The sequence below is a fragment of the Terriglobus sp. genome (assembly GCF_965201105.1).
Lineage (GTDB): Bacteria > Acidobacteriota > Terriglobia > Terriglobales > Acidobacteriaceae > Terriglobus.
In genome coordinates this window covers 2,777,538-2,798,481 of sequence record NZ_OZ241741.1, presented here as the reverse complement: position 1 = coordinate 2,798,481, position 20,944 = coordinate 2,777,538, and the positions used below count along the sequence as shown (strand labels likewise).

Genomic DNA, 20,944 nt, shown 5'->3' with positions numbered 1-20,944 from the left:
CTCCAATGTCAGCCGCTATTGCGCCGCCACGCCTCCTGACGCGCGAAGCGTGACGTGCCGGCTCACGTAGCCACTGCCGGCGGGCATGCTGACTTGCTCAGGTTTGGGGTCCAACACGCCATTCCGGCGCACGCGCAGGCTTACGACGGTGCCGGCCTGCGCGTATAGGGTGAACGTAGTGCGGTCGGATTCATACCGTTCTTCCGTGATGTGGGGCAGGTGCGTGGCATCGCCGGGTTGCGGCGCCAGATCATCGGCGATTGCGAACTCGACAGCGGAAGCTGGAATTTTGTCGGGTGCGACGTGCTTCAGGGGCAGGGGCGGCGTGATCGCGACCCGGTATGCCGCGCCTTCGCGTTTGATGGCAATGTCATACAGCGTCGTGCCCATGCGAATATGACGCAGATCGGCGCTTTCCCAAGTGGCAGGCAGGTGGGGATGTACCTGCAACGTTTGATTGGTAGCGTTGATGTCGATGCCGAACAGGCCACGGACGGCCGGCGCCAGCGTCATTGCGGAGGACCAGAGCTGGTGGGCGCTTGACCGGCCGAGCGGCTGGTAAAACGCGCCGGAGAGCACCTCCGTGACGGTACCCGGGTCCTGCGCCCAAGTGAGCCGCAGGTTCTGCTGCAGCGTGAGCCAGGCTGCCGCGGGGCGGTCCGCGCGGTACTGTGCCATGGCGTTCCAGCCGGTGAAGAGCGGCCAGACCGACCCCATGTGATAGCTGATCGGGTCGTAGAAGCTGGTGTCCGTTGCGATGGAGCGCGTACCCCAGTCGGTGGCGAGCTGCGTGCCGGCCCAGGCGTCGAGCATGGGGCCAGGCTTCAGCATCGCGAAGCGGAAGCAGGAGGCCGGGGTTGCGGCTCCCTCCTGTTCGGGGCACGCCGGGGCGCGTGGATCGCGGCTGTCCAGCGGCTCACGCGCATCCCAGAGTGCCACAGCCGGGTACACGGTCGTGGTCCGGTCGAAACTGCCGTTGGCGTTCTTGCTAAAGGCGTACAAGCCGGTTTGCGGTTCGCGGTAGCTCTCAACCACGGCGGCCACGCCCCAGGCACGGCCGCGTGCGTCGGCGGCCAACTTGTTATCGTGCTGCAAGGAGGACAGCTCCGCCATGGCGAGCGAAGCCTTAGCATCCAGCGCCGCTAAATAGAGCTCCTGATGCGGCATCGGACTTTGCCAGTTCTCAACCCAGCCGGTGCCCTCCGCGTTGTCGTACACACCATCGCCGTCGGAGTCGTGGGTGCGTTCAAAGTTCCAGGCGCGCTTCGCAGCATCCCAATGCTCGGCCAGAAAAGCGGTGTCGCCGCTGGTGCGAACGTAATCACGCAGCGCCATCAGGAAGAGCGGCGTGGCATCGGCCGCCGCGTATTCGTACGGAAAGTTCGCCCAGGGAATGTTCGACGGCAGGTCGTCGGCCATCTGACTGAATTCGTGCATCATCTTGCCATCGGCCCGTTGGCGATGGAGCAGGAACTCCAGCGCACGCCGGGAGAGTGCCGTATCGCCGTAGCTGTCGATCGCGTACAGGGACCAGAGCGTGTCGCGGCCGAAGTACCACCCAAAGCCCGGCCGCGCGGAGTCGTAGGAACCGAACCATCCGGCGACCAGACCGGTTTCCGACTGTGCGGGCTTGCCCGTTCCTTCGCCGCCGGTCCGGTGCTCTACCTGCGCGTCTTCGATTGAGAGCTCAGCCCATCGCAGGGCTTCATCGAAGCGCTGGTCGGGTGTATGCGCGGTCAGGCGCGTGTCGAAAAAGTGTGCGTAGTAGTCGTCAATGTGTGCGGCGATCGCAGGCAGGTCCCTGGCCTGCTGCACCAGACGCTGCTGCAAGGTGGCAAACGCCGCGGCAGAGTTGCGTTCGCCTGGTTTTGCCACAGTTGAGAGCAGAGGAAACAACCTGCCCTTGTCCAGCGCCGGGTCATACCGGACGACAAATTGCAGCGGCAGTGTTTGCGGATGCTCCTGATAGACCGGGATGTCGCCGGGCCGGCTGCGAGGCATCCCGATCATGCCAAAGATCGCGGGGTTGTCGGTCGCGACGCTGTAGGCGCCACCGGGGAAATCCTTTGCCGCGGCGGGGTCGGCCATGGCGACCCAGCCCGCTCCGGGCACACCGTATTGTGGCGCGGGCCACATCTGCTGCAGGTTGGGCGTGAGCGTGACGGTCAGGGTGGCGGGGCGGACGCTTTCAATCTCGAAGTAAACGATGGCGCCGGGATCATCGAACGGCAATGCGGGTGCCCCGGCCGGCACCGCGGGCGAGACCAGCATGTGCTGGCGCACGGTGATGCCCGCAAAGCTGTAAGTAAGCACGGTGTGCCCCGGCCGCACGCTGACCGTAGCCGCACCCGGGTTCAACTCGATGGGAACGGTGTAGCCGTCGAGCTGCGCCTTCAGGTGAAGCTCTGAGAACACCTTGACCGGCAACTGCCAAAGCTCGACCACGCCGGACTGCTCACCCAAGATGGCGCCGCGCGCGCCCGTTACGGTCAGCGGCTTCGCCGGGATGGCTGGCTGCGTGATCTCGGGCACACTGGGCAGGTTGGGTCTGGCGAACGGAGCGACGGTGGTCAGTTGTGCGCGGCCCAGCGCGGCCGTCGCCACAAGCATTAGCATGGCTGCTTGTTTCAGGAGCATGGCGTTTCAACGCTACGGCGTGCGTGCGTGCCTGTCCAGCACTCTTCGGTTCGCTTCCTTGCAGGACCCCAAATGGGTGGGGTATTGCATAGATGGGTGCGCCCCGCGAGCCGGCGTGCAAGCCGCGGCTTTGTGGGACGTAGCATAGGCGCGATGCGCTTCGCCAAATTCAGCACTGCTCTGTCCGTCTGCCTTATGCTGCCGGTTCCTAGTCATGGACAGGATCTGCGGCAGCAGCTTGCAGCGATTGCGAAAGACTCTGGCGGCAAGTTGCAGATCGCGTGTGCCTTCGCTCCCGGTTCAAGGCATGCTCCGATTGCATGTGACCGCGACGCGGACGCACACCCGCCCATGCAGTCCGTCTTCAAGCTGCCGCTTGGCATCTACGTGTTGCACCTGGTTGAGCAAGGCAAGCTGCAACTGGACCAGCCCGTGCATTTTGAAAGTAAGGACCTGTTCGAGCCCAAGGCCTACAGCCCACTGCAGGACAAGTACCCCGCCGGCAACGTGGATGTGCCGCTGCGCGAACTCTTGCACCTTTCTGTCTCCTTCAGTGACAACGCTGCGGCAGACATTCTGCTACGCCTGAGTGGCGGCACAGAGCCGGTGCGGCAATACATCGCTTCGCTGGGCGTGCAAGGCTTCGAACTGCACCACAGCGAGCATGCGCTGCAACGCGATGAACGTCTGCAGTATCAGGACTGGTTCGCACCTGCGGCTGCGGTGCAACTCTTGCGGCGCATCGCCGACAACTCTCCACTCATTGCAGACCACACTGCGCTGCTGCTGCAGTGGATGACCAACTCCGCGCGGCCGGGCCGGCTTGCGGGTATGTTGCCGAAAGGCACGAACGTCGCGCACAAGACCGGAAGTTCCGGCATGGAGAACGGCCTTGCCGCGGCGACCAACGACATCGGTCTTGTCACGCTGCCAGATGGCGAACGGCTTGCGGTCGCCGTATTCTTGACGGACTCCACCGCAGATGATGCGGGCCGGGATCGTGCCATCGCGCGAGCGTCGCTTGCGATCTATCAGGCTGCCATCGCTGGAGCATCCAAAGAATGAACCATGCGCGTTGCCATTCTTTCGCCACACCGCGATGATGCCGCGTTTTCCTGCGGTCTAATCATGCTGGCGCTGCTGCACGCGGGCGCGGACCTGACCGTGGTCAACGTGTTCACCCGAAGCGACTACGCGGTGGATTTGCAGACGGTCGATCCGGCACTGCCGCAGGTGGATGCGGTGAGCCGGGCGCGACGCCTGGAAGACGAGCATTTTGTGGAAGACATCACGGCCTCCGTCGGCCGGGACAGCGGGTCCGTGCAATTGCACGATTTCGGCTGGCTCGACGCCCCGCTGCGGCTCAACATTAAAACGGAGCGGGTGTTGGAAGCACCGCTGACCGACGCTGAAGTCGAGCAGCAGGCCGCCGGCCTGGCTGCGCAGATCGCGTGCCTTCCGTTGTTCGACGCGGTCTTCGCTCCGATCGCGCTCGGCGATCACATTGACCATCGCATTGTGCGGCAGGCCGCGGGACGTTGTACCGCCGCGGACCGGCTTTGTTTTTACGAGGACCTGCCGTATGCGGCACGCCTCACCTCTGCGGAACGGAAGCATCAGGCGTTTCGTGCAGTGCCGTCGAATCCGACCCAGCATTTTCTGCCACACGCGTTGCACCTGCCCAATGGGCCGCATCTCAAGAAGCGGTTCGCGATGCACTACCCATCGCAGATTGCAGAAGGGGTTGCGGACGAGATGGCGTCCTATGCGGAGCAGTGGAGCAGCGGTACCGGTGTGGAACGTTGGTGGGCTACGCGTTCCCTCGGCGCAATGGTTGCCGGGCTGCTGCAAAGCGCGTCGGTGCCATGCAGCTTGGTTGAGGAGCAGCAGTGAACGACAGCAGCGCGCGAAGCAGTGCATTGGCTGAATACGGCAGCACCCCTGAGATCTCGGTTCTGATGCCGATATGGAACAGCGAACTCCACCTGCGCGACGCGATTGCGAGTGTCCTCGCCCAGACGGTGTCCAGCTGGGAACTGCTGTTGATCGACGACGGTTCAGAAGATGAAAGCCTGCACATTGCCCTAGAGTTTGCTGAACTCGAGCCGGACCGAATCCACATCCTGCGCCATCCGGCGGGCGAAAACCGTGGCAGCAGCGCTTCACGCAATCTGGGCCTGCGGCACGCGCGCGGAGAGTTCCTCACCTTTTTGGATGCCGACGATGTGTGGCTGCCGCACTGCTTGGCGGTGCAGCTTCGGGTCGCTCGAACCCACCCTGAAGCCGGAATGATCTATTGCGCGGCAGAGCGCTGGTACGACTCGAATCCCAACTTCGACGAAGCTGCCTTGCGAAGAGCGGACTGGCCCGACAATCACATTCCTCCGATCGTTCCGCATGGCGCCTGCACGGGGCTGCTGGCTTTGGGAGCGTTGCTGGACTGGTTTCTCGTGGACGAATCGAAAGTGCCATGCATCTGCAGCACTTTGATGAGAACGGATGTGGCGCGTGCCGTTGGCGGGTTCGAGGAGCAGTTTCGTGGCTTATACGATGATCAGGTTTTCCACGCCAAAGTAGCCTTGGCGCATCCGATCGTGGCACATGACGCATTTGTTGCGCGGTATCGCCGGCACCCTGCGTCCTGCTGCTCTGCGGTCGCCAATCATGACGCTCTGCAGCAAGCTGGCCGTGAACGCTTCCTGCAGTGGCTGACCCGGTATCGCAAGACGCTTACTACGATCTCTCGGTCAAACGCAGTCGAGCAGCCACAGCTTCGATTCCGCTCGCGTAAGTAACTACCGGAGACGCGCTGGCTAGAACTGCTTCGTGTCGGTCGGAGCAGGCTTGAATGGAACAGGTGAAGCGGTAAAGGTGCGATTCAATATCGCCGCCAATCGCAAGCCCGCAAGTTCGAGCCGGCGGTCCACCACCGGGATCTCGCGATCGAAATACGCCTGATCCACAGCGCCGCCCTCCGGCAACATCAGGTTCGGAACCAATGCATTGCCTTCGTTGGCCCAGGCTGCGGGGTCGTCCAGTCCGGCCCCCGGCGGTTGCGCCGCGAACTCATGGTTCAGCAGCGAGAGGTACTGCATGTCGCTCAGTTCGCGGTGCAGGATCAGACCGCTGTCCCACACCGAATGCAGGTTGCACGGGTACTTGCCGCAGGTCTCGTTGCCGAAGACGGAAACGTGGATACCGTTGCCGCCCTTTTCGAATCCGGTCGTGTGCAGCGGCTGGTGAATGTCGCCCACAAAGTGGACCAGGTATTTCAGGGCAGTTGCGCGGTCCGCCGGGTCCAGCGAGGTGTCGCCCAGGCGGCCTTCAAAGAACAGGATGCGGTCCACCACGCAGTCCCGCCATTTGTCGTTCGGCGCGCCCGCCTTGACGCCTGGCTGCGTGGGGCAGTCGCGGTCTCGTTCATAGCTGCCACCCTCGGGAATGTCGACGTAGTGCCAGGGCCCGGTCTGCGTTTCAAGCGGACGGTACACGTCAGGCCATGAGGCCACGTCGGCCAGCGTCTCCTTGCCGAGCAGGGCACGCACGTTGCGCTTCGCCACGGGCGTCAGGTGCTCCATCGCGACCATCGCAACCAGCTTGTGCCCTTGCGGTCCCCAGGCGTGTGCCGGCGTGGCGGTGCAGGGCAGAAGGGCGGCGCAAAGCAGAGCGGCGCGGCGTGCCAGGGCGCGTAGGTGGTTCCTCATGCCCAAAGCATACCCTTGCTCTACACTCGGCTTGGTGAGAGCGGGGTGAACGGCATGGAGCGCAGGGAGTTTCTGGGCGGTGCGGCAGGCGCGGCGGCGTTAAGTCTTTGGAGCGGTGCAGCGCAAGCGCAGAGCACAACGCAGACCACGGCTGAGCCGGCGAATCGCGAGTACTACCTGCTGCGTAAGTACCAGATCACACGCGCACAGGCCGCCGGATGTGACCGCTTTCTGGAAACGACAATGCTCCCCGCGCTCGCGCGTCTGGGCTATCGCGATGTGGGTGTCTTCGGCCTGGAATATGGTCCGGAAACGCCGGCAAGTTACGTGCTGCTGCGGCACACGGACGCCACCAAGTTGTTGCGCCTTGAAGAAGATCTGCTCGCGGACTCGGAATTCGTGCGCGCGGCGGCGCCGTTCCGCACCGCGCCAGCGGCATCGCCGTCTTTTCAGCGCGTGCATGACACGCTGTTGCACGCATTCCAGGGCCACCCGGTGCTGACCGTGCCGCCCAGCGGCAAGCGTCTCCTGCAGTTGAGAACGTATGAAAGCCCGTCCGCGGCCGACCATCTCCGCAAGGTGCAGATGTTCCATTCGGGTGAGTTCGAGATTTTTGCAGCGTGTGGCATGCGGGCGGTTTTCTACTCGCAGGTGCTGATCGGCGAGCGCATGCCGGCACTCACTTACATGCTTCGCTTCGACAGCCTGGCCGACCTTGAGGCGCGCTGGAACCAGTTTCGCGGCAACCCGGACTGGAAGAAGCTGCAGGCCGATCCGCGCTTCAGCGGCGAGGATCTGGTCAGCAACATCACAAATCTTCTGCTCAGCCCAAAGCCGTTCTCGGCCATCTAGCTCTCCCGAACCATTCCGTGCGGAAACTTTCGGAAAAAGCACATCGTCCTAACCATCAGACCGGCGGAAAGTGCGTCCAAACAGACAAGCCCAAGTACAGGTCGAAAGGTTTTGCGATGCGGATTCAGTCAGTATTTGCCCGCTACATTCTGGCTGCAGCGGCGGTCGTGGTGTTTCCCATTGCCGCGCTTCCGGTTTTCGCCCAGGCGCCCGCGGGCTCCACGGCCGGCGCTTCCGCGCTGCAATCTTCGGTTGGCACAGTCAAGACCGTGGGAAGCGGAATACTCACCTTGGGCACGGACAAGGGCGATACCGTATCGGTCACGCTGCCCGGTAACGTTCGCGTACTGCAACTCGCACCCGGCAGCACAGACCTGAAGACTGCTCAACCCGCTACGGTCTCGGACATCACGGAGGGCGACCGCGTGCTGGTGTCGGGGCATCCTGGCGACAACGGTGCCGTTACCGCGCTGCGAGTGGTGCTGATGAAGAGCGGCGCGATCGCTCAAAATAACGCATCACGGCAGCAGGATTGGCAGCGTCGCGGATCGGGCGGAGTCGTTGACGCGGTGGATGCTTCGGCGCACACGCTTATCGTCGCTGCGGCAACACGCAAGGAAACAATCACCACCACCCCTTCCACCATCTTTCGCCGGTATGCACCTGGCTCGGTCAGGTTTGAGGACGCGAGCGTGAGCAAGCTGGAGAGCATCCAGCCTGGTGACCAGGTCCGCGTCCGTGGAGACAAGTCCGCTGACGGCACAACCATTGCGGCGGACGAGATTGTGTCAGGCGCCTTCCGCAACGTCGCCGGGCTGGTCACCAAGGTGGACGCCGGCGCTAAAACCGTTACGGTGAGCGACCTCGCAACCAAGAAGCCGGTTACGGTGGCGGTCAGCAGTGAGTCGGACCTGAGAAACCTGCCGCCGGAGATTGCTGCCCGGTTCGTCGCGCGTGCCCGCGGCGGAGCGGCAGATCCCGGTGCCACGGCGGGCGCAGGTAGCGGACGCCCTGGTAATCCCGGCGGCGCCAGTTCGGGTGGCGGAACCGGGGAGAATGCTTCCGGCGAAACGCAGCGTGGCGCGAGCGGCCCAGGCGGCCGGTCCGGTGAGGCCGGCGGTGGCCGCGGCGGTGATCTGTCCCAGGTCATCTCCAGGCTTCCGAAGACAACGATTGCTGACCTGAAGCCGGGAGAAGCGGTCATGGTGGTCGCTTCCGGAGACGGTGCCTCCGGCAGTGGATTCACCGCAGTCACTCTGCTTTCGGGGGTTGAGCCGCTGTTGGCGGCCTCGTCGCGGGGCGGAGCCAACTCGTTCAGTATTTCGCCCTGGAACCTGGGCGGTGGTGGCGGCGAAGCGGGCGGCGAAGGTGGCGGCCCGCAGTAACACCGCTTTCTGCGGCAGAGAAATAGTTTTGCCTGCAGTTCCGTTGTCTGCTTTTGGATCAAGAACAGGACCCGCGCCGCGGTTCGAACTGCGTGCTGCGCGTGCGCTTGCAGGATTAGGAGAGGAATGACGTTTCGCATCTGGAGTTCAGGAGTTTCGGCGCTGCTGGTGAGCAGTTCGCTTGCCGTGAGTGCAACCCTTTTTGCCGGCAATCAATTGCTGGCGCAAGTAGCTCCCGCAGGGGCGCAGACGGGCGTGCAGACCGGAGCCTCGGTGCAGGGCTCCGTTCTGGATCCCGATGCGGCCGCCATTCCGGGAGCAACCATCACGCTGCAGCCGGCAGGCAAAGCCGCCGCGATCACCACAAAGTCCGGCGTTGATGGGTCCTTCAGCCTCGAGTCCGTACCCGCCGGTACGTATACCGTGACCGTTACCATGGCGGGCTTCGGGTCGTTCGTGCGCCCCAACGTGCGTGTCACGGGTCAGGCAATCAAGATCAACGTCAAGCTCAGCATTGAGGAGCAATCGACAACCATCACTGTGAGTACGAACGAGAACCAGGTTTCAGTCGACCCGGATTCGAACGGCAGTTCCGTGGTCCTGAAAGGTTCCGACCTGGAGTCGCTTTCGGACGACCCCGACGAGCTGTCGAATGAGCTTTCCGCGCTCGCCGGTCCTGCCGCAGGCCCAAATGGCGGCCAGATTTTCGTGGACGGCTTTACCGGCGGCCAGTTGCCACCGAAATCGGCAATTCGCGAAGTGCGCATCAACCAGAACCCGTTTTCCGCGCAATACGACCGGCCGGGTTTTGGGCGCATCGAAATCCTGACCAAACCGGGAACGGACAAGCTGCACGGCAACTTCAGCCTGCAGGGCATGGACAAGTCGTTTAACACGGTCACCCCGTTCCTGCAGGGCGGCGCGCAGCCGGACTACCACCAGATCTTTTTCCTCGGGTCCGTCTCGGGCTCGCTGTCGAAGAAAGTGTCGTTCAATCTTTCGGGCAGCCAGAGAACCATTCAAAACAACAGCGTCTTTGCGGGGACCATCGCCAGCAGCGGAGCGGGTAGCACCACGTTGTGCGCTCCGGGTTCAGGCGCCGCTTGCGGCGCGTTTGCTCTGCCTCCGAACGCACGTGCGACGTTCACACCGCAGGAGCGCTACGACTTTTCGCCGCGCCTGGACTTCGCGCTTTCCGATAAAAACACGCTCACCGCGCGCTACCAACTGGAGCACAACGACCAGACCAACGCCGGGGTGGGTGGGCTCAACCTGTCTACCGTGGGCAACAACCAGAACTCGCGTGAGAACACGATTCAGCTCAGTGATACGCAGATCTTCAGTCCAAAGGTAATCAACGAAACCCGCTTCGAGTTCGAGCGCAATCAATACAAGCAGCTGCCCGTCTCCACAGCGCCGACGCTTACGGTAGTCGGCTACTTTACCGGCGGTGGCAGCTCGGCTGGCGTACAAACATTTACGTCCGATCACATCGAGGTGCAGAACTATACCTCCATCCAGTTGCAGAAGAACTTCATTCGGGCCGGCTTTCGCACCCGTACCGACCGGCGTGCCCAGTTCACGGACAGCAATGCGAATGGAACGTTCTCGTACAAGAGCATTGCCGATTATCTGAATAATGCGCCGTTCCAGTTCGCGGTCACGACCTATGCCAACCAGAAGGTGAGCGGTCAGACGACAGACGTGGGTCTGTACGCCGAAGACGATTGGAAGGTGAAGCCGAACCTGACGCTGACCTACGGTCTGCGGTTTGAGGCGCAGGGCGGTATCAACAGCTCGCACGATCTGGCGCCGCGCCTGAGCGTGAACTATGGCATTCCACATGCCGGTGGAAATCCGGTCACGGTCCTGCGCTTCGGGTATGGCATTTTCTTTGATCGATTCGGGGTCGGCGACATCATCCGGACCATTCAGCAGAACGGCACCAATGCGACACAGCAGTTATTCCGTGGTGCGGCCAATCAGACGCTGCCTGGCTGTGCCCCTGGCAGCACCGCAGCCTGTGGCACCGGCCTGACCTCGGCAAATACGATTTACTCCCGCGCGCCCAACCTGCGCACCGCCTATAACTCGCAGATTGCCGCCGGTGTGGACCAGCAATTGCCGCATCACTCCACCATTTCCGCGACTTACATCAACACCATCGGCGTGCATCAGTTCTTTTCGCGCAGCCTGCCGACCGTGGGCAACAACCTGCAGTACCAATACCAGTCCGAGGGTTACACCCGGCAGAACCAGTTGCTGCTGAACGGGCGGGCGCCGATCTCGCCGAAATTTTCAATCTTTGGCTTCTACGCACTGAACTTCGTGAACAGCAACAGCAGCGGCCCGGATAACTTCCAGACAAGCCTTAACCCCCGCGTGGATTACGGTCGTCCCAACTGGGGCAATCGCAGCCGCCTGTTCCTGTCGGGCAACTGGAGTGCTCCATTTCTCTTCACGGTCAGCCCGTTCATGATCGCGAACTCCGGCTCTCCCTACAACATCACCACCGGCACCGATGTGAACGGAGACTCGATCATCAACGACCGCGCGGAATTTGCGACAAATGGCGATGGTGGCAGCTGCCAAAACCCGAACAATTTCACCTCACCGGCGACGATCACCGACAACTATGCTCGCGTGTCGCCTGGCTATTGCATCGGCCCGGCAAATTTCACGTTCAACATGCGCGTGGTGCGCGCCTTCGGCTTTGGGCCGAAGACAGGCCAGGCCGCAGGAGCGGACCAGGGAGGCGGTGGTGGTCCGCGTGGAGGACGTGGAGGCCGCGGCGGCGGTGGTGGAGGGTTCGGCGGTGGCAACGTCAGTTCCGGCCGCAAGTACACCGTTTCCTTCGGTGCGCAATTGCTGAACCTGTTCAACAACGTGAACTACTCACCGCAGAACGGCAACCTGAGCACGGTTATTCGCGATGCGAACGGCAACTTCCTGCCGGGCCAGAGTCTGTTCGGCCATTCGCAGTCGCTGGCAGGCGGCCCGTTCTCATCAGGGTCGGCGGTCCGGCGGGTCTTCCTGCAGGCAAACTTCAGCTTCTGAACTCTCGATCGTTTCACAGCAAAGGCTCGCCTTATGGCGAGCCTTTATCGTCCGCGGCGCAAGAGCTAGGCGATGACGACCGTCTTTGCATTCAGGAATTCGCGAATGCCCGCCGGTCCAAGCTCGCGGCCATAGCCGGAGTTCTTAATGCCCCCGAACGGCAGCCGCGGATCGCTGGCGACCATCTGGTTCAGGAAGACCATGCCGGCGTCAATGCCGTTCAGCAACGCTTCCTGCTCGGTCGGGTCGGCCGTCCACACCGAAGCGCCCAGCCCGAACGGCGTGTCATTCGCAATGGTGAGCGCCTCGTTCAGGTCGTTCGCTCGGAACAGCATTGCCACCGGTCCGAAGATTTCCTGCCGGTACACGGGCGCGCTGCGTGGCACGTTGACCAGTACCGTAGGCTCAAAGAAGTAGCCGTTCCCCACCATCCGGGTGCCACCGGTCAGGATGCGTCCACCCGCGGCTACTGCGGCGCGGATCTGCTCTTCCAACGTTTGTACCGCCCGTGCGCTTGAGAGTGGGCCGACCTCAATCTCCGGCTTCATGGGGTCGCCAATGCGCAGGCGCTCCATGGCGGCAACGAACCGCTGCTGGAAATCGCCGAAAACTTCGTTGTGCACAATGAACCGCTTGGCCGCGACGCAGGACTGGCCGCCGTTGACCATGCGAGCCTTGACCGCGGCTTCCGCAGCGGCCTCCACATTGGCCGACGGCATCACGATGAAGGGATCGCTTCCGCCAAGCTCAAGCACCGTCTTCTTCAGCAGCCATCCGCTTTGCGCAGCGATAGCACGGCCCGCGCCCTCGCTACCGGTCAGCGTCGCACCCTTTACGCGTCCATCGTTCAGGATGGCTTCGACGGCGGGCACCTCGACCAGCAGCGTGGTCAGCACACCACGCAGGAATCCGGCGCGGCGAAACAGGCTCTCAATCTGCAGGGCACACTGCGGCACGCTGGGGGCATGTTTCAGCAGCACCGTGTTGCCGGCCAGCAGCGCGGGCACGGCAAAGCGAAACAGTTGCCAGAACGGAAAGTTCCAGGGCATGACCGCCAGCAGCATGCCGAGCGGTTCATATTGCACATAGGCCTGACCGCTCTGGAGCGTTTCGCCGCGAAGCACCTCAGACGCCAGAAAGCGCGCGGCGTTCTGCGCGAAGTAGCGGCAGCTGTCGATGCACTTGTCGATTTCTGCACTCGCCGCCGCGATGGGCTTGCCCATCTCCAGCGTGATGATGCGAGCCAGATCGGCACGTTCTTCCTCAAGCAGGATCGCGAGCTTGCGCATGCACAGGGCGCGGTGCTCCAACGGCAGCCGGCGGTGTTCCTCAAAAGCTCGGGCGCACACGTCGATCTTGTCGCGCATTGCCTGCTCGCTGAGCGCAGGAAAAGTGCGGAGCACAGAGCCTGTTGCCGGATTGATCGACTGAATCGCCATGATGAGAGCCGCTGACGCGCCCGATGCTCCGCGGCGTTTCGCATTGCGCCGTGCTGCCACTGCGCAATGCCTCTACCGTAGCAAACTCGCCCGCCTGCTGGCTTTCCGCGAAGCGGCGGAGATGCCGGTGCTTTGACCAGTTTCGCCAGCATGGTCGTGCTCTGCGGCGAAACCCGGCTCCACGGCCGGCCCGGAATTGCGAAAGAGCACGGGAGCAAACCCGATCAATTTGCGATACTGGGGCGATGTCTTTGAACCCGGATCCGCGCTTTATGCGCATGGCGATACAGTTGGCCACGGACAACGTCGCCAGCGGTGGCGGTGGCCCGTTCGGCGCGGTCATCGTTCGCCATGGCGAGGTGATCGCGGCGGAAGCAAACTCAGTCACGCGGACCAACGATCCCACCGCGCACGCCGAGGTAAACGCGATACGCGCCGCGTGTGCGAAGCTGCAGACTTTCCAGCTGAGCGACTGCGACGTGTACACCAGTTGCGAGCCATGCCCCATGTGCCTGGCCGCACTCTACTGGTCGCGCTGCCGCACAATCTACTACGGAAATACCGCACAGGATGCCGCTGCGGCGGGCTTCGACGACAGCTTTCTGTACGACCAGATCAGGTTGCCAAACGAACGGCGGCGCACCCCCATCTACCAATTGCTGCACGATGAGGCCATGACTTCGTTTGCAACATGGCGCGACAGCGCGCAAAGGATCGATTACTGAGCTATGGAGAACTCCGCAACCAGGTCATCGGAGAAAGAAACACGCGTTGCACTGCTGGGCTTCGGAACAGTCGGCTCCGCCGTGGCGCACCTGCTACAAACGCAGCAGTTCGACGGCGTGCGCCTCACGCGCATTTATAACCGCGGCATCCAGCGCAAGCAGGGCAGTACAAGAGCCGAGGGACTTCACGGCGACATCATCTGGACGGACAACATTGAGGACGTGCTTGCAAGCGACGCCGATGTTGTGATCGAGACCATTGGCGGCCTGGACCCGATGGGCGAGTGGCTTGCGCGGGCGCTTCTGGCGGGCAAACATGTGGTCACGGCCAACAAGCAGCTGATCGCTTACCGTGGCGCGGGGCTGTCGCAACTCGCGCGCGAACATGGCGTTTCGCTGGTCTACAACGCCGCGGTCGCCGGCGGGGTGCCGGTCATTCCCGCGGTGCTGCACGGCTTGCAGGGCGACCGCGTGCGGCAGATCGCCGGCATCCTGAACGGCACCTGCAACTTCATCCTGTCGCAGATGGAAGCGGGCGCTGACTATCACGATGTGCTCGCCAAGGCGCAGGCCGCGGGCTATGCCGAGGCCGACCCCACCGCCGACGTGGACGGCTACGACGCACGCGCGAAACTTTGCATCCTGGCCCGCACGGCGATGCAGATTGGCCTGGACCCCGATGCTGTGCCGGTGCAGACCATTCGCAACGTGCGCCTGGTCGATTTTCATTACGCGCGCGACCTGAACTGCACGATCCGGCAGGTTGCGCGCATCGAAAGCGACGGCGAAACGGTGCGCGCGCGTGTGGGCCCCACACTGGTGCCGCACACGTCACCTTTCGCCTGGTCGCACGGCACGCAAAACCTGGTCATGACCACGGGCGAGTTCGGCGGCGATGTTGTCTTCAGTGGTCATGGAGCCGGCGGCAATCCTACAGCGGTCGCGGTGGTCAGCGATTTGCTTGCGGTCGCACACGGCAGCGCCTCGGTCTCGCTGCCGGTGCAGAACCGCGCGGTCAGCCGTGAGTTCGTCGCACCGCACTATCTCCGCTTTGTTGTGCAGGACAAGCCAGGTATTGTTTCCGCGATTGCTGGCGCGCTGGCGCAGGTAGGCGCGAACATCGACAGCATTGTGCAGCGGCCTGGTTACCCAAAGGATGCGCTGCCGTTTGTGGTGACCACGGAGCCATGCTCGACCGCCACGATTCAGCAGGCGGTAGACACAATCGCAAAGATGCCGACCATGCTGGAGGAGCCTTTGCTGCTGCAGATTCTGCGGGAACCGCAGGAAAGCTAAGCTGTTTTCCTCGAGGCGTTGTGCTGCTCAGAGAAGAAAGCAGATCCTTCCCTTCGGCAAGCTCAGGATCAGGATGACACTCTCATCGATTTAGGATCTACGCCTGAGTGGACACCGCTCTAATACTTCGGCACGTTTGGGTCGATACGCTCCGCCCAGGCGGTGATGCCGCCTGCTACATCCTTCACGTTGGTAAAGCCGTTCGCCTTCAGGATCTGCGCGGCCTTCTGCGATCGTCCACCGCTCTTGCAATGGACCAGTATTTCATCGTTCTGGTGCGGACGCAGTTCCGCCAGCCGTTGCTCCAGTTGGCCGACCGGAATCAGCGGTGCGCCGAGGCTTGCAATTTGCGCTTCGTGCGGCTCGCGTACATCTAGGATGAACGCCTTGCCTTCGTCGCGCTTCGCTTTCAGTTCCTCGACCGTGATCTGCGGGATGCCGTCCACCTCGTTCGCCGCAGCAGAAACGGAGCCGTGCGAAGAAACCTCCAGCGGTCCCGTGGTCGTCGGCGGTGCGACACCGCAGAACTGGTTGTAGTCGATCAGCTCCTGAATCTCGTGCGTGCCGCAGGCTGGGCAGTTGGGATTCTTGCGCAGCTTCAGCGTGCGAAAGGTCATGCCCAGCGAGTCAACCAGCAAGAGCCGCCCGATCAGTGGCTCGCCAATGCCGAGGATCAGCTTGATCACCTCCGTCGCTTGGATGACACCGACCAGGCCAGGCAGAATGCCGAGGACACCACCCTCCGCACAACTCGGGACTAATCCCGGCGGTGGTGGCTCCGGGTACAGGCAGCGATAGCACGGGCCTCCTTCGGTCGCAAAGACAGACGCCTGTCCTTCAAACCGAAAGATCGAGCCGTAGGCATTCGGTTTGCCCGTCAGCACGCAGGCGTCGTTCACCAGATAGCGGGTCTGAAAATTGTCCGTGCCATCGGCGATCACGTCGTAATCGCGGAAGATCTCAAGCGCGTTTGCACTGGTGAGCATCGTGTTGTGCTTCACGATGTTCACGTTCTTATTCAGGCCCTTGAGCATCTGCTCGGCGGAGTCCACCTTGAGCTTGCCGACTGTTTCCTGCGAATGGATAATCTGCCGCTGCAGATTGCTTTCATCGACCACGTCGAAGTCGACCAGCCCAATGGTGCCCACGCCTGCCGCCGCAAGATAGAGTGCCAGCGGCGCGCCCAGGCCTCCCGTGCCCACGCACAGCACCTTCGCGGCCTTCAGCTTGCGCTGGCCGTCGATGCCGACCTCCGGCAGGATCAGGTGCCGCGAGTAACGCGCGATCTCCTCATTGGAAAGCGTCGGCAGTTCCGTCGTCGGCGCTGCGATCGGCTCCTCTGCCACTGCCGGCGCACCGCCCGCAATCGACGGAATGATCGACAGCTCATCGCTATCCTTCACCGGTGAATTCCCTTTCTCCGGCAGGTCGCGAATGTCGTCGTCGTTCAAGTACACATTCACAAACGAACGCAGCTTGCCCTCACCATCGAACAGGTGCTGCTTCAGCTGCGGATGCGCTTCGGTCAGCTTGGTCAGCGCCTCGCTTACCGTGGCCGCCTCTACCTCAACAATCGACTTGCCATCAGCGAAGCCGCGCAGCGGAGTCGGAATCAAAATTGTCATACTTGCCCTCATCTCAAAAACTTGTCATTCGACCGGAGCAGGACAGCCTTTATCGTCCTGCGGAGTGGAGAGCCTGCTTTCCGCTCCTGCTAAGCCAGGACCTCAATTGGCTGGTCCTCGAACCGCTTATCTTCCTCACTCGTTCCACGCAGCAGAAAGCTGTTCGTCACCATTGCCTTGCCCTGCGCAACAGCCGTGATGACGTAACTACATCCCAACCAGTGTGCTTCGGCAAAGTCCGTGCTCGACCACTGCGCCGGATGATCCGGGTGTGAGTGATAAAAGCCCACAATCTCGAAGCCCTGTTTGCGCCCTTCGCGCTGCGCCTTAATCAGTTCCTGCGGCGCAATGTGGTATCGGTTATGCGCCGAGTCAGTTCGCGTATTTCCCGCACGGGCTACGTCTACCACCTCATTCATGCCTTCACGCAGATGCCCCAGCAGGATGCCGCAGCATTCGTGCGGATACGTCTCTTCGCCGTGAGTGCGCAGAGCGTCGTAGTGGGCCTGTGACAATCGCAGCATCACTCGCTCCAGAACCGTTCGCTCAGGTATTTGTCTGCACCATCGCACAACACCGTCACAATCACCGCCTCGCGTCCAGCGGCATACTCTTCTTCAGCAATCTGTAGCGCCGTCGTAACGTTTGCACCCGCAGACACGCCGACCAGCACGCCCTCTTCGCGCGCCAGCCGCTTGCACATGGCATAGGCCGGTTCCGTTTCCGCCCAGATATTTCGCTCCGCAAGCTCCGGGTCGTAGATCGGCGGCACAATCGCCGTTGGCATATGCTTCAGCCCTTCCAAGCCGTTGAACGGCGAATCAGGCTGCATGCTGATGCAGTGAATGCGCGGGTTCAACTCACGCAGCCGCCGCGTTGTGCCCATAAACGTTCCGCTGGTGCCCAGTGCCGCGATAAAGTGCGTAATGCGCCGGTCCGTCTGCTGCCAGATTTCGTTTGCGGTAGTGCGGTAGTGCGCCTTCCAGTTATTTTCATTGCCGTACTGGTCGGCGTAGAAGTACTTCTCCGGCGCGGCCGCATACAGCTCGCGCACCTTCCGAATCGCGCCATCGGAGCCGTCGCCAGCAGGCGTAAAGATCACCTCGGCACCGTACGCGTGCAGCATCTTCTTGCGCTCCGGGCTTGCGCTGGCCGGCACGCACAGTGTCACGGGAAACTGCAGCGCCGCACCCAGCATCGCGTACGCAATGCCGGTGTTGCCGCTAGTTGCATCCAGCAGCGCGCGCTCGGGCTGCGCATCACCCAGTTCGCCGGCCTCCATGGCCGCCAGCACAATGCCCGAAGCGGGCCGGTCTTTCACGCTGCCACCCGGGTTGGCGAACTCCGCCTTGCCCAGCAGCGTGATGCCGGGCAGGTGCGCGACGATGCGATCCAGCCGCACCATGGGCGTATTGCCGATGCGGTCGAGCACGCTGCTGCCCAGGGTCGTGGCGGTCGTCAGTACGGGTTGTGCCGTTGCAGTTCCCATCGTGTCGTCTCTTTGCTGCTCCGTAACATTGGGGTACGGTCTGTGCGAAAGTTAGTCTAGCGGAGTACCGGTGTGCCCATGCGCCCGGAGCTCCCGATGAGGACCACGCATGTTCTTTCGCAAGAAGCCGGCGACCCGCACCTTTGATGACGTTGTTTCCGCGTTAGGCTCACAGGGATTTGATGTGTCTGCCGCCACAGCGGCTTCGACCGGAGGCGCCAAACGTGTGTCAAAGTACGGCTGCGCGGCAGAGATCGCGCCGTCCCGCGTCGATCCGAAGGCGGAGAAGGGCACCACGCCCGCCCCGGCAGAAATCGTCGTGCGCCCCGGCTACCTGATCAACGGCCAGATTGCGCGCATTGAAGACCGCGGCTACCAAAAGTTTCTGAAGACCGGCAAGCTTGAAATCGCCGCCACCGCAGACGCGCTGCGCGCCATCCACAAGTTTTCAGAAGAGTTAAAGGAAACCGCAGGCGCGCTATCGCTTTACAACGAGAGCCTCGGGACCACCAGCAACACCTACAACTATGACCGCGTGAAAGGCCGGGAGCACCACGCCGAAGCACATGGCCAACGCACCGCCGACCCATTGCAGCGCTCCAGCGCCATCGCCACCGCGCCCGAGGACGACGCAAACGACCTCTAGCGTGTATTTGGTTAGCGGCCTCGGGTGCGCTGCCACTCGCGGTAGGCCTCGCTCTTGCTCAGGCCGCGCTCACGGGCAATGCGCTTTACGGCCGTCATTTCGTCCACACCTTCATCACGCATCGCGCGCCGGATCGCCGCGGCAAGGCTCTCCTGTTCGGCGCTGTCCAGCGGCGTCACCGATCCGTTCAGCAGCAGCACCATTTCGCCGCGGACACGCTCGCGCGCCTCAAGCATCGCGAGCACTTCAGCGGCCGTGCCGCGCAGAAATTCCTCATGCAGCTTGGTCAGTTCACGCGCCAGCACCACTCCATGCCCGGGGCCAAACACGGCCACCACATCGGCAAGCGCCTCAACAATGCGATGCGGCGTTTCGTAGAAGATCTGCGTCGGCGCGCCAGCCACGGCCTCCATCTCGGCCCGCACCGCCTCCAGTGCGGACCGCCGCTCACCGCCCTTGGAGGGCAGAAAGCCGCGATAGCTGAAGCGCTCGCCGGTAAACCCGCTCGCTACCAGGGCCGTCACGGCGGCATTGGCGCCCGGCAGTGCGTGCACCGGAACACCCGCTGCAATCGCCAGTGATACCGCGATCTCCCCTGGATCGGCAATGCCCGGCATGCCGGCGTCGCTGACCACCGCAATCCGTTCCCCGGCTTGGACGCGGCGCACCAGATCTTCGGCCCGCTCGCGCTCATTGTGCAGATGGTGGCTGACCGTCGGCGTGCGTAGCCCAAAGTGGTTCAGCAGCTTTTGCGCTTCGCGCGTGTCCTCGCAGGCGATGGCATCGCAGTGCTCCAGCACGTCCAGCGCACGCAGCGTAATGTCGCGCAGGTTGCCGATGGGCGTAGGCACCAGGTAAAGGCCGGGCGCCAACGGCTCACGATCCGGGCGGTCCGCAGCCCGGGCTGCCGCGTCAGACATCGCGGCCGTTTTCGCTCTCCCGTGACGCGCGCATGCCATACCGTCTCGCGCGCCCCAGCGACATCATGGCCGGCGAAAGGCTTTGCGGTGTAATCATGCCGATCACCTGGCCGTCGCGCATTACCGGCACCACGTTGCCGCGGCTGGAACTGCTCGCCAGGCGCTGCATCGTCGCAACCAGGGCATCCCCGGGCGCGGCAATCACCAGGTCGCGGGACATCGCTCCCTGCACGTAGCCGTTACCCTCGACCCGCAACAGACCCAATAGGGCGTCCCGCGTGATCGAGCCAACCACCACCGGGCCGCGCACGACCGGAAAGGATTCCTGCAGCGAGTGCGCCGATCGCTCCAGCGCATCCTGCACCGTGTCCGAGGCCGACAGCGACGTCCACTCCGACAACATCAGATCGCCCACGGTGATGGTCGAAACCGCGGTCTGCGCGACCGCTCGCTGCGCTTCCAGCTGCGCCAGCAGCAGAACGGTGCCGCCCAGCAGCATCAGCAGGATTTCTTGTGTGACGCCGCCGAATACCATCAGCCCCAGGCCGATCGCCTGCGACAGTCCCGCCGCTCCGCGCACGCCACGCGCCTTGCCCCGCGCGCGGACAAGCTGCCCACGCAGCAGAGCGCCTGCGTCCAGCGGCGTAGCGGGTAACAGGTGCAGCGCGCCTAGCATAATCTGCAGCCAGATTGCCGCGCGCAGCAAATGCCCCGGCTCCGCAAGATGCCGCTGAAAGAAGTTCACGCCAGACGTAACGGAAAACGCCAGCATCGCCATGACGATCGCCGCGGTGAAGTTCGCCAGGGGACCCACCAGGGCGAGCCATCGTGGCGTGTCGTCGACATCGGGCGCGTTGTCGCCTTCCAGCGCTCCAAGTGGCGTGACGACCAGGCGATCCACATGCACGCCTGCCAGCAGCCGGCCCAGCGTTCGAGCAGCTTCGCGGACCGTGATCGCCAGCATCAGTAGCAGAAACAGCACCACGCCACGGCCGGCGGAAACATCCTGAACGGACGCGAGCAGTGCAAGCAGCGGCAGCAGCACGACCGTATACGCATGCAGGCGCACATCTACGCCGAAGAAATGACCAAGCGGAATCGACCCTGGACGCACCGTCTGATTGTAAGCAAACCGCGGGCCGTCGCGTGCGCGGTATGCTGCGCCTATG

General features: G+C 62.9%; 17 protein-coding genes. 9 read left to right on the top strand and 8 right to left on the bottom strand.

Going from position 1 to position 20,944, the window contains the following annotated elements:
• Positions 1-15 precede the first annotated feature (15 nt).
• Positions 16-2,610 carry an amylo-alpha-1,6-glucosidase gene (locus ACOFKT_RS12260; protein WP_419804270.1) on the bottom strand — a complete coding sequence of 865 codons (2,595 nt, stop codon included), beginning with the start codon at positions 2,608-2,610 and terminating at the stop codon, positions 16-18.
• Positions 2,611-2,832: 222 nt separating this feature from the next.
• On the opposite strand from ACOFKT_RS12260, the gene bla reads away from it, so the two are divergent.
• The 3 genes from bla to ACOFKT_RS12245 are packed head-to-tail and all read left to right on the top strand — an operon-like array spanning position 2,833 to position 5,432.
• A complete protein-coding gene (gene bla, locus ACOFKT_RS12255; protein ID WP_419807160.1) occupies positions 2,833-3,702 on the top strand; it encodes a class A beta-lactamase in 870 nt (289 codons plus the stop codon).
• A 3-nt stretch (positions 3,703-3,705) separates the two neighbouring features.
• Positions 3,706-4,530, top strand: a complete 825-nt coding sequence (locus ACOFKT_RS12250) for a PIG-L family deacetylase (RefSeq protein WP_419804269.1) — start codon at positions 3,706-3,708, stop codon at positions 4,528-4,530.
• Positions 4,527-5,432 (top strand): glycosyltransferase family 2 protein, encoded by a 906-nt coding sequence (locus tag ACOFKT_RS12245; RefSeq protein ID WP_419804268.1) that lies wholly within the window; start codon positions 4,527-4,529, stop codon positions 5,430-5,432. The genes ACOFKT_RS12250 and ACOFKT_RS12245 overlap by 4 nt, the downstream gene beginning before the upstream one ends.
• 18 nt (positions 5,433-5,450) lie before the next feature.
• Here ACOFKT_RS12245 and ACOFKT_RS12240 read toward each other — a convergent pair whose 3' ends face one another.
• Positions 5,451-6,341: a S1/P1 nuclease gene (locus ACOFKT_RS12240; RefSeq protein ID WP_419804267.1), complete on the bottom strand. Its 891-nt coding sequence runs from the start codon at positions 6,339-6,341 to the stop codon at positions 5,451-5,453.
• Positions 6,342-6,356: 15 nt separating this feature from the next.
• On the opposite strand from ACOFKT_RS12240, the gene ACOFKT_RS12235 reads away from it, so the two are divergent.
• From ACOFKT_RS12235 to ACOFKT_RS12225, 3 genes are all read left to right on the top strand, one after another.
• Positions 6,357-7,193: an NIPSNAP family protein gene (locus ACOFKT_RS12235; protein WP_419804266.1), complete on the top strand. Its 837-nt coding sequence runs from the start codon at positions 6,357-6,359 to the stop codon at positions 7,191-7,193.
• A 116-nt stretch (positions 7,194-7,309) separates the two neighbouring features.
• Positions 7,310-8,578 carry a DUF5666 domain-containing protein gene (locus ACOFKT_RS12230; RefSeq protein WP_419804265.1) on the top strand — a complete coding sequence of 423 codons (1,269 nt, stop codon included), beginning with the start codon at positions 7,310-7,312 and terminating at the stop codon, positions 8,576-8,578.
• Between the two features lie 126 nt (positions 8,579-8,704).
• The gene (locus ACOFKT_RS12225) at positions 8,705-11,635 is read left to right on the top strand and encodes a carboxypeptidase regulatory-like domain-containing protein (RefSeq protein ID WP_419804264.1); all 2,931 of its coding nucleotides are present in this window, start codon (positions 8,705-8,707) and stop codon (positions 11,633-11,635) included.
• A gap of 65 nt (positions 11,636-11,700) precedes the next feature.
• On the opposite strand, the gene ACOFKT_RS12220 is transcribed toward ACOFKT_RS12225, so the two are convergent.
• The gene (locus ACOFKT_RS12220) at positions 11,701-13,074 is read right to left on the bottom strand and encodes an NAD-dependent succinate-semialdehyde dehydrogenase (RefSeq protein ID WP_419804263.1); all 1,374 of its coding nucleotides are present in this window, start codon (positions 13,072-13,074) and stop codon (positions 11,701-11,703) included.
• Between the two features lie 245 nt (positions 13,075-13,319).
• On the opposite strand from ACOFKT_RS12220, the gene ACOFKT_RS12215 reads away from it, so the two are divergent.
• Complete coding sequence (locus ACOFKT_RS12215; RefSeq protein ID WP_419804262.1) at positions 13,320-13,799, top strand: nucleoside deaminase; 480 nt, start codon at positions 13,320-13,322, stop codon at positions 13,797-13,799.
• Between the two features lie 3 nt (positions 13,800-13,802).
• Positions 13,803-15,095 (top strand): homoserine dehydrogenase, encoded by a 1,293-nt coding sequence (locus ACOFKT_RS12210; RefSeq protein ID WP_419804261.1) that lies wholly within the window; start codon positions 13,803-13,805, stop codon positions 15,093-15,095.
• Positions 15,096-15,214: 119 nt separating this feature from the next.
• On the opposite strand, the gene moeB is transcribed toward ACOFKT_RS12210, so the two are convergent.
• The 3 genes from moeB to ACOFKT_RS12195 all read right to left on the bottom strand — a co-directional run bounded on the left by moeB (position 15,215) and on the right by ACOFKT_RS12195 (position 18,209).
• Positions 15,215-16,720 carry a molybdopterin-synthase adenylyltransferase MoeB gene (moeB, locus tag ACOFKT_RS12205; protein WP_419804260.1) on the bottom strand — a complete coding sequence of 502 codons (1,506 nt, stop codon included), beginning with the start codon at positions 16,718-16,720 and terminating at the stop codon, positions 15,215-15,217.
• 89 nt (positions 16,721-16,809) lie between these two features.
• The gene (locus tag ACOFKT_RS12200) at positions 16,810-17,244 is read right to left on the bottom strand and encodes a Mov34/MPN/PAD-1 family protein (RefSeq protein ID WP_419804259.1); all 435 of its coding nucleotides are present in this window, start codon (positions 17,242-17,244) and stop codon (positions 16,810-16,812) included.
• Positions 17,244-18,209 (bottom strand): PLP-dependent cysteine synthase family protein, encoded by a 966-nt coding sequence (locus tag ACOFKT_RS12195; RefSeq protein ID WP_419804258.1) that lies wholly within the window; start codon positions 18,207-18,209, stop codon positions 17,244-17,246. Before ACOFKT_RS12195 ends, ACOFKT_RS12200 begins: the two co-directional genes overlap by 1 nt.
• 109 nt (positions 18,210-18,318) lie before the next feature.
• Here ACOFKT_RS12195 and ACOFKT_RS12190 point away from each other — a divergent pair, with 109 nt between their 5' ends.
• A complete protein-coding gene (locus tag ACOFKT_RS12190; RefSeq protein WP_419804257.1) occupies positions 18,319-18,855 on the top strand; it encodes a hypothetical protein in 537 nt (178 codons plus the stop codon).
• Between the two features lie 11 nt (positions 18,856-18,866).
• On the opposite strand, the gene rsmI is transcribed toward ACOFKT_RS12190, so the two are convergent.
• Positions 18,867-19,775, bottom strand: coding sequence for a 16S rRNA (cytidine(1402)-2'-O)-methyltransferase (rsmI, locus tag ACOFKT_RS12185; RefSeq protein ID WP_419804256.1), 909 nt, complete (start codon positions 19,773-19,775; stop codon positions 18,867-18,869).
• Positions 19,768-20,889 (bottom strand): CBS domain-containing protein, encoded by a 1,122-nt coding sequence (locus ACOFKT_RS12180; protein ID WP_419804255.1) that lies wholly within the window; start codon positions 20,887-20,889, stop codon positions 19,768-19,770. The genes rsmI and ACOFKT_RS12180 overlap by 8 nt, the downstream gene beginning before the upstream one ends.
• Between the last annotated feature and the right edge of the window lie 55 nt (positions 20,890-20,944).

What these genes read in the sequence shown, in the direction of transcription:
- ACOFKT_RS12260 (WP_419804270.1), bottom strand. Translation starts at nt 2,610, where the DNA reads ATGCTTGTGGCGACGGCCGCGCTGGGCCGCGCACAACTGACCACCGTC.
- bla (WP_419807160.1), top strand. Translation starts at nt 2,833, where the DNA reads ATGCTGCCGGTTCCTAGTCATGGACAGGATCTGCGGCAGCAGCTTGCA.
- ACOFKT_RS12250 (WP_419804269.1), top strand. Translation starts at nt 3,706, where the DNA reads ATGCGCGTTGCCATTCTTTCGCCACACCGCGATGATGCCGCGTTTTCC.
- ACOFKT_RS12240 (WP_419804267.1), bottom strand. Translation starts at nt 6,341, where the DNA reads ATGAGGAACCACCTACGCGCCCTGGCACGCCGCGCCGCTCTGCTTTGC.
- ACOFKT_RS12230 (WP_419804265.1), top strand. Translation starts at nt 7,310, where the DNA reads ATGCGGATTCAGTCAGTATTTGCCCGCTACATTCTGGCTGCAGCGGCG.
- ACOFKT_RS12225 (WP_419804264.1), top strand. Translation starts at nt 8,705, where the DNA reads ATGACGTTTCGCATCTGGAGTTCAGGAGTTTCGGCGCTGCTGGTGAGC.
- ACOFKT_RS12220 (WP_419804263.1), bottom strand. Translation starts at nt 13,074, where the DNA reads ATGGCGATTCAGTCGATCAATCCGGCAACAGGCTCTGTGCTCCGCACT.
- ACOFKT_RS12215 (WP_419804262.1), top strand. Translation starts at nt 13,320, where the DNA reads ATGTCTTTGAACCCGGATCCGCGCTTTATGCGCATGGCGATACAGTTG.
- ACOFKT_RS12210 (WP_419804261.1), top strand. Translation starts at nt 13,803, where the DNA reads ATGGAGAACTCCGCAACCAGGTCATCGGAGAAAGAAACACGCGTTGCA.
- moeB (WP_419804260.1), bottom strand. Translation starts at nt 16,720, where the DNA reads ATGACAATTTTGATTCCGACTCCGCTGCGCGGCTTCGCTGATGGCAAG.
- ACOFKT_RS12200 (WP_419804259.1), bottom strand. Translation starts at nt 17,244, where the DNA reads ATGCTGCGATTGTCACAGGCCCACTACGACGCTCTGCGCACTCACGGC.
- ACOFKT_RS12195 (WP_419804258.1), bottom strand. Translation starts at nt 18,209, where the DNA reads ATGGGAACTGCAACGGCACAACCCGTACTGACGACCGCCACGACCCTG.
- ACOFKT_RS12190 (WP_419804257.1), top strand. Translation starts at nt 18,319, where the DNA reads ATGTTCTTTCGCAAGAAGCCGGCGACCCGCACCTTTGATGACGTTGTT.
- rsmI (WP_419804256.1), bottom strand. Translation starts at nt 19,775, where the DNA reads ATGTCTGACGCGGCAGCCCGGGCTGCGGACCGCCCGGATCGTGAGCCG.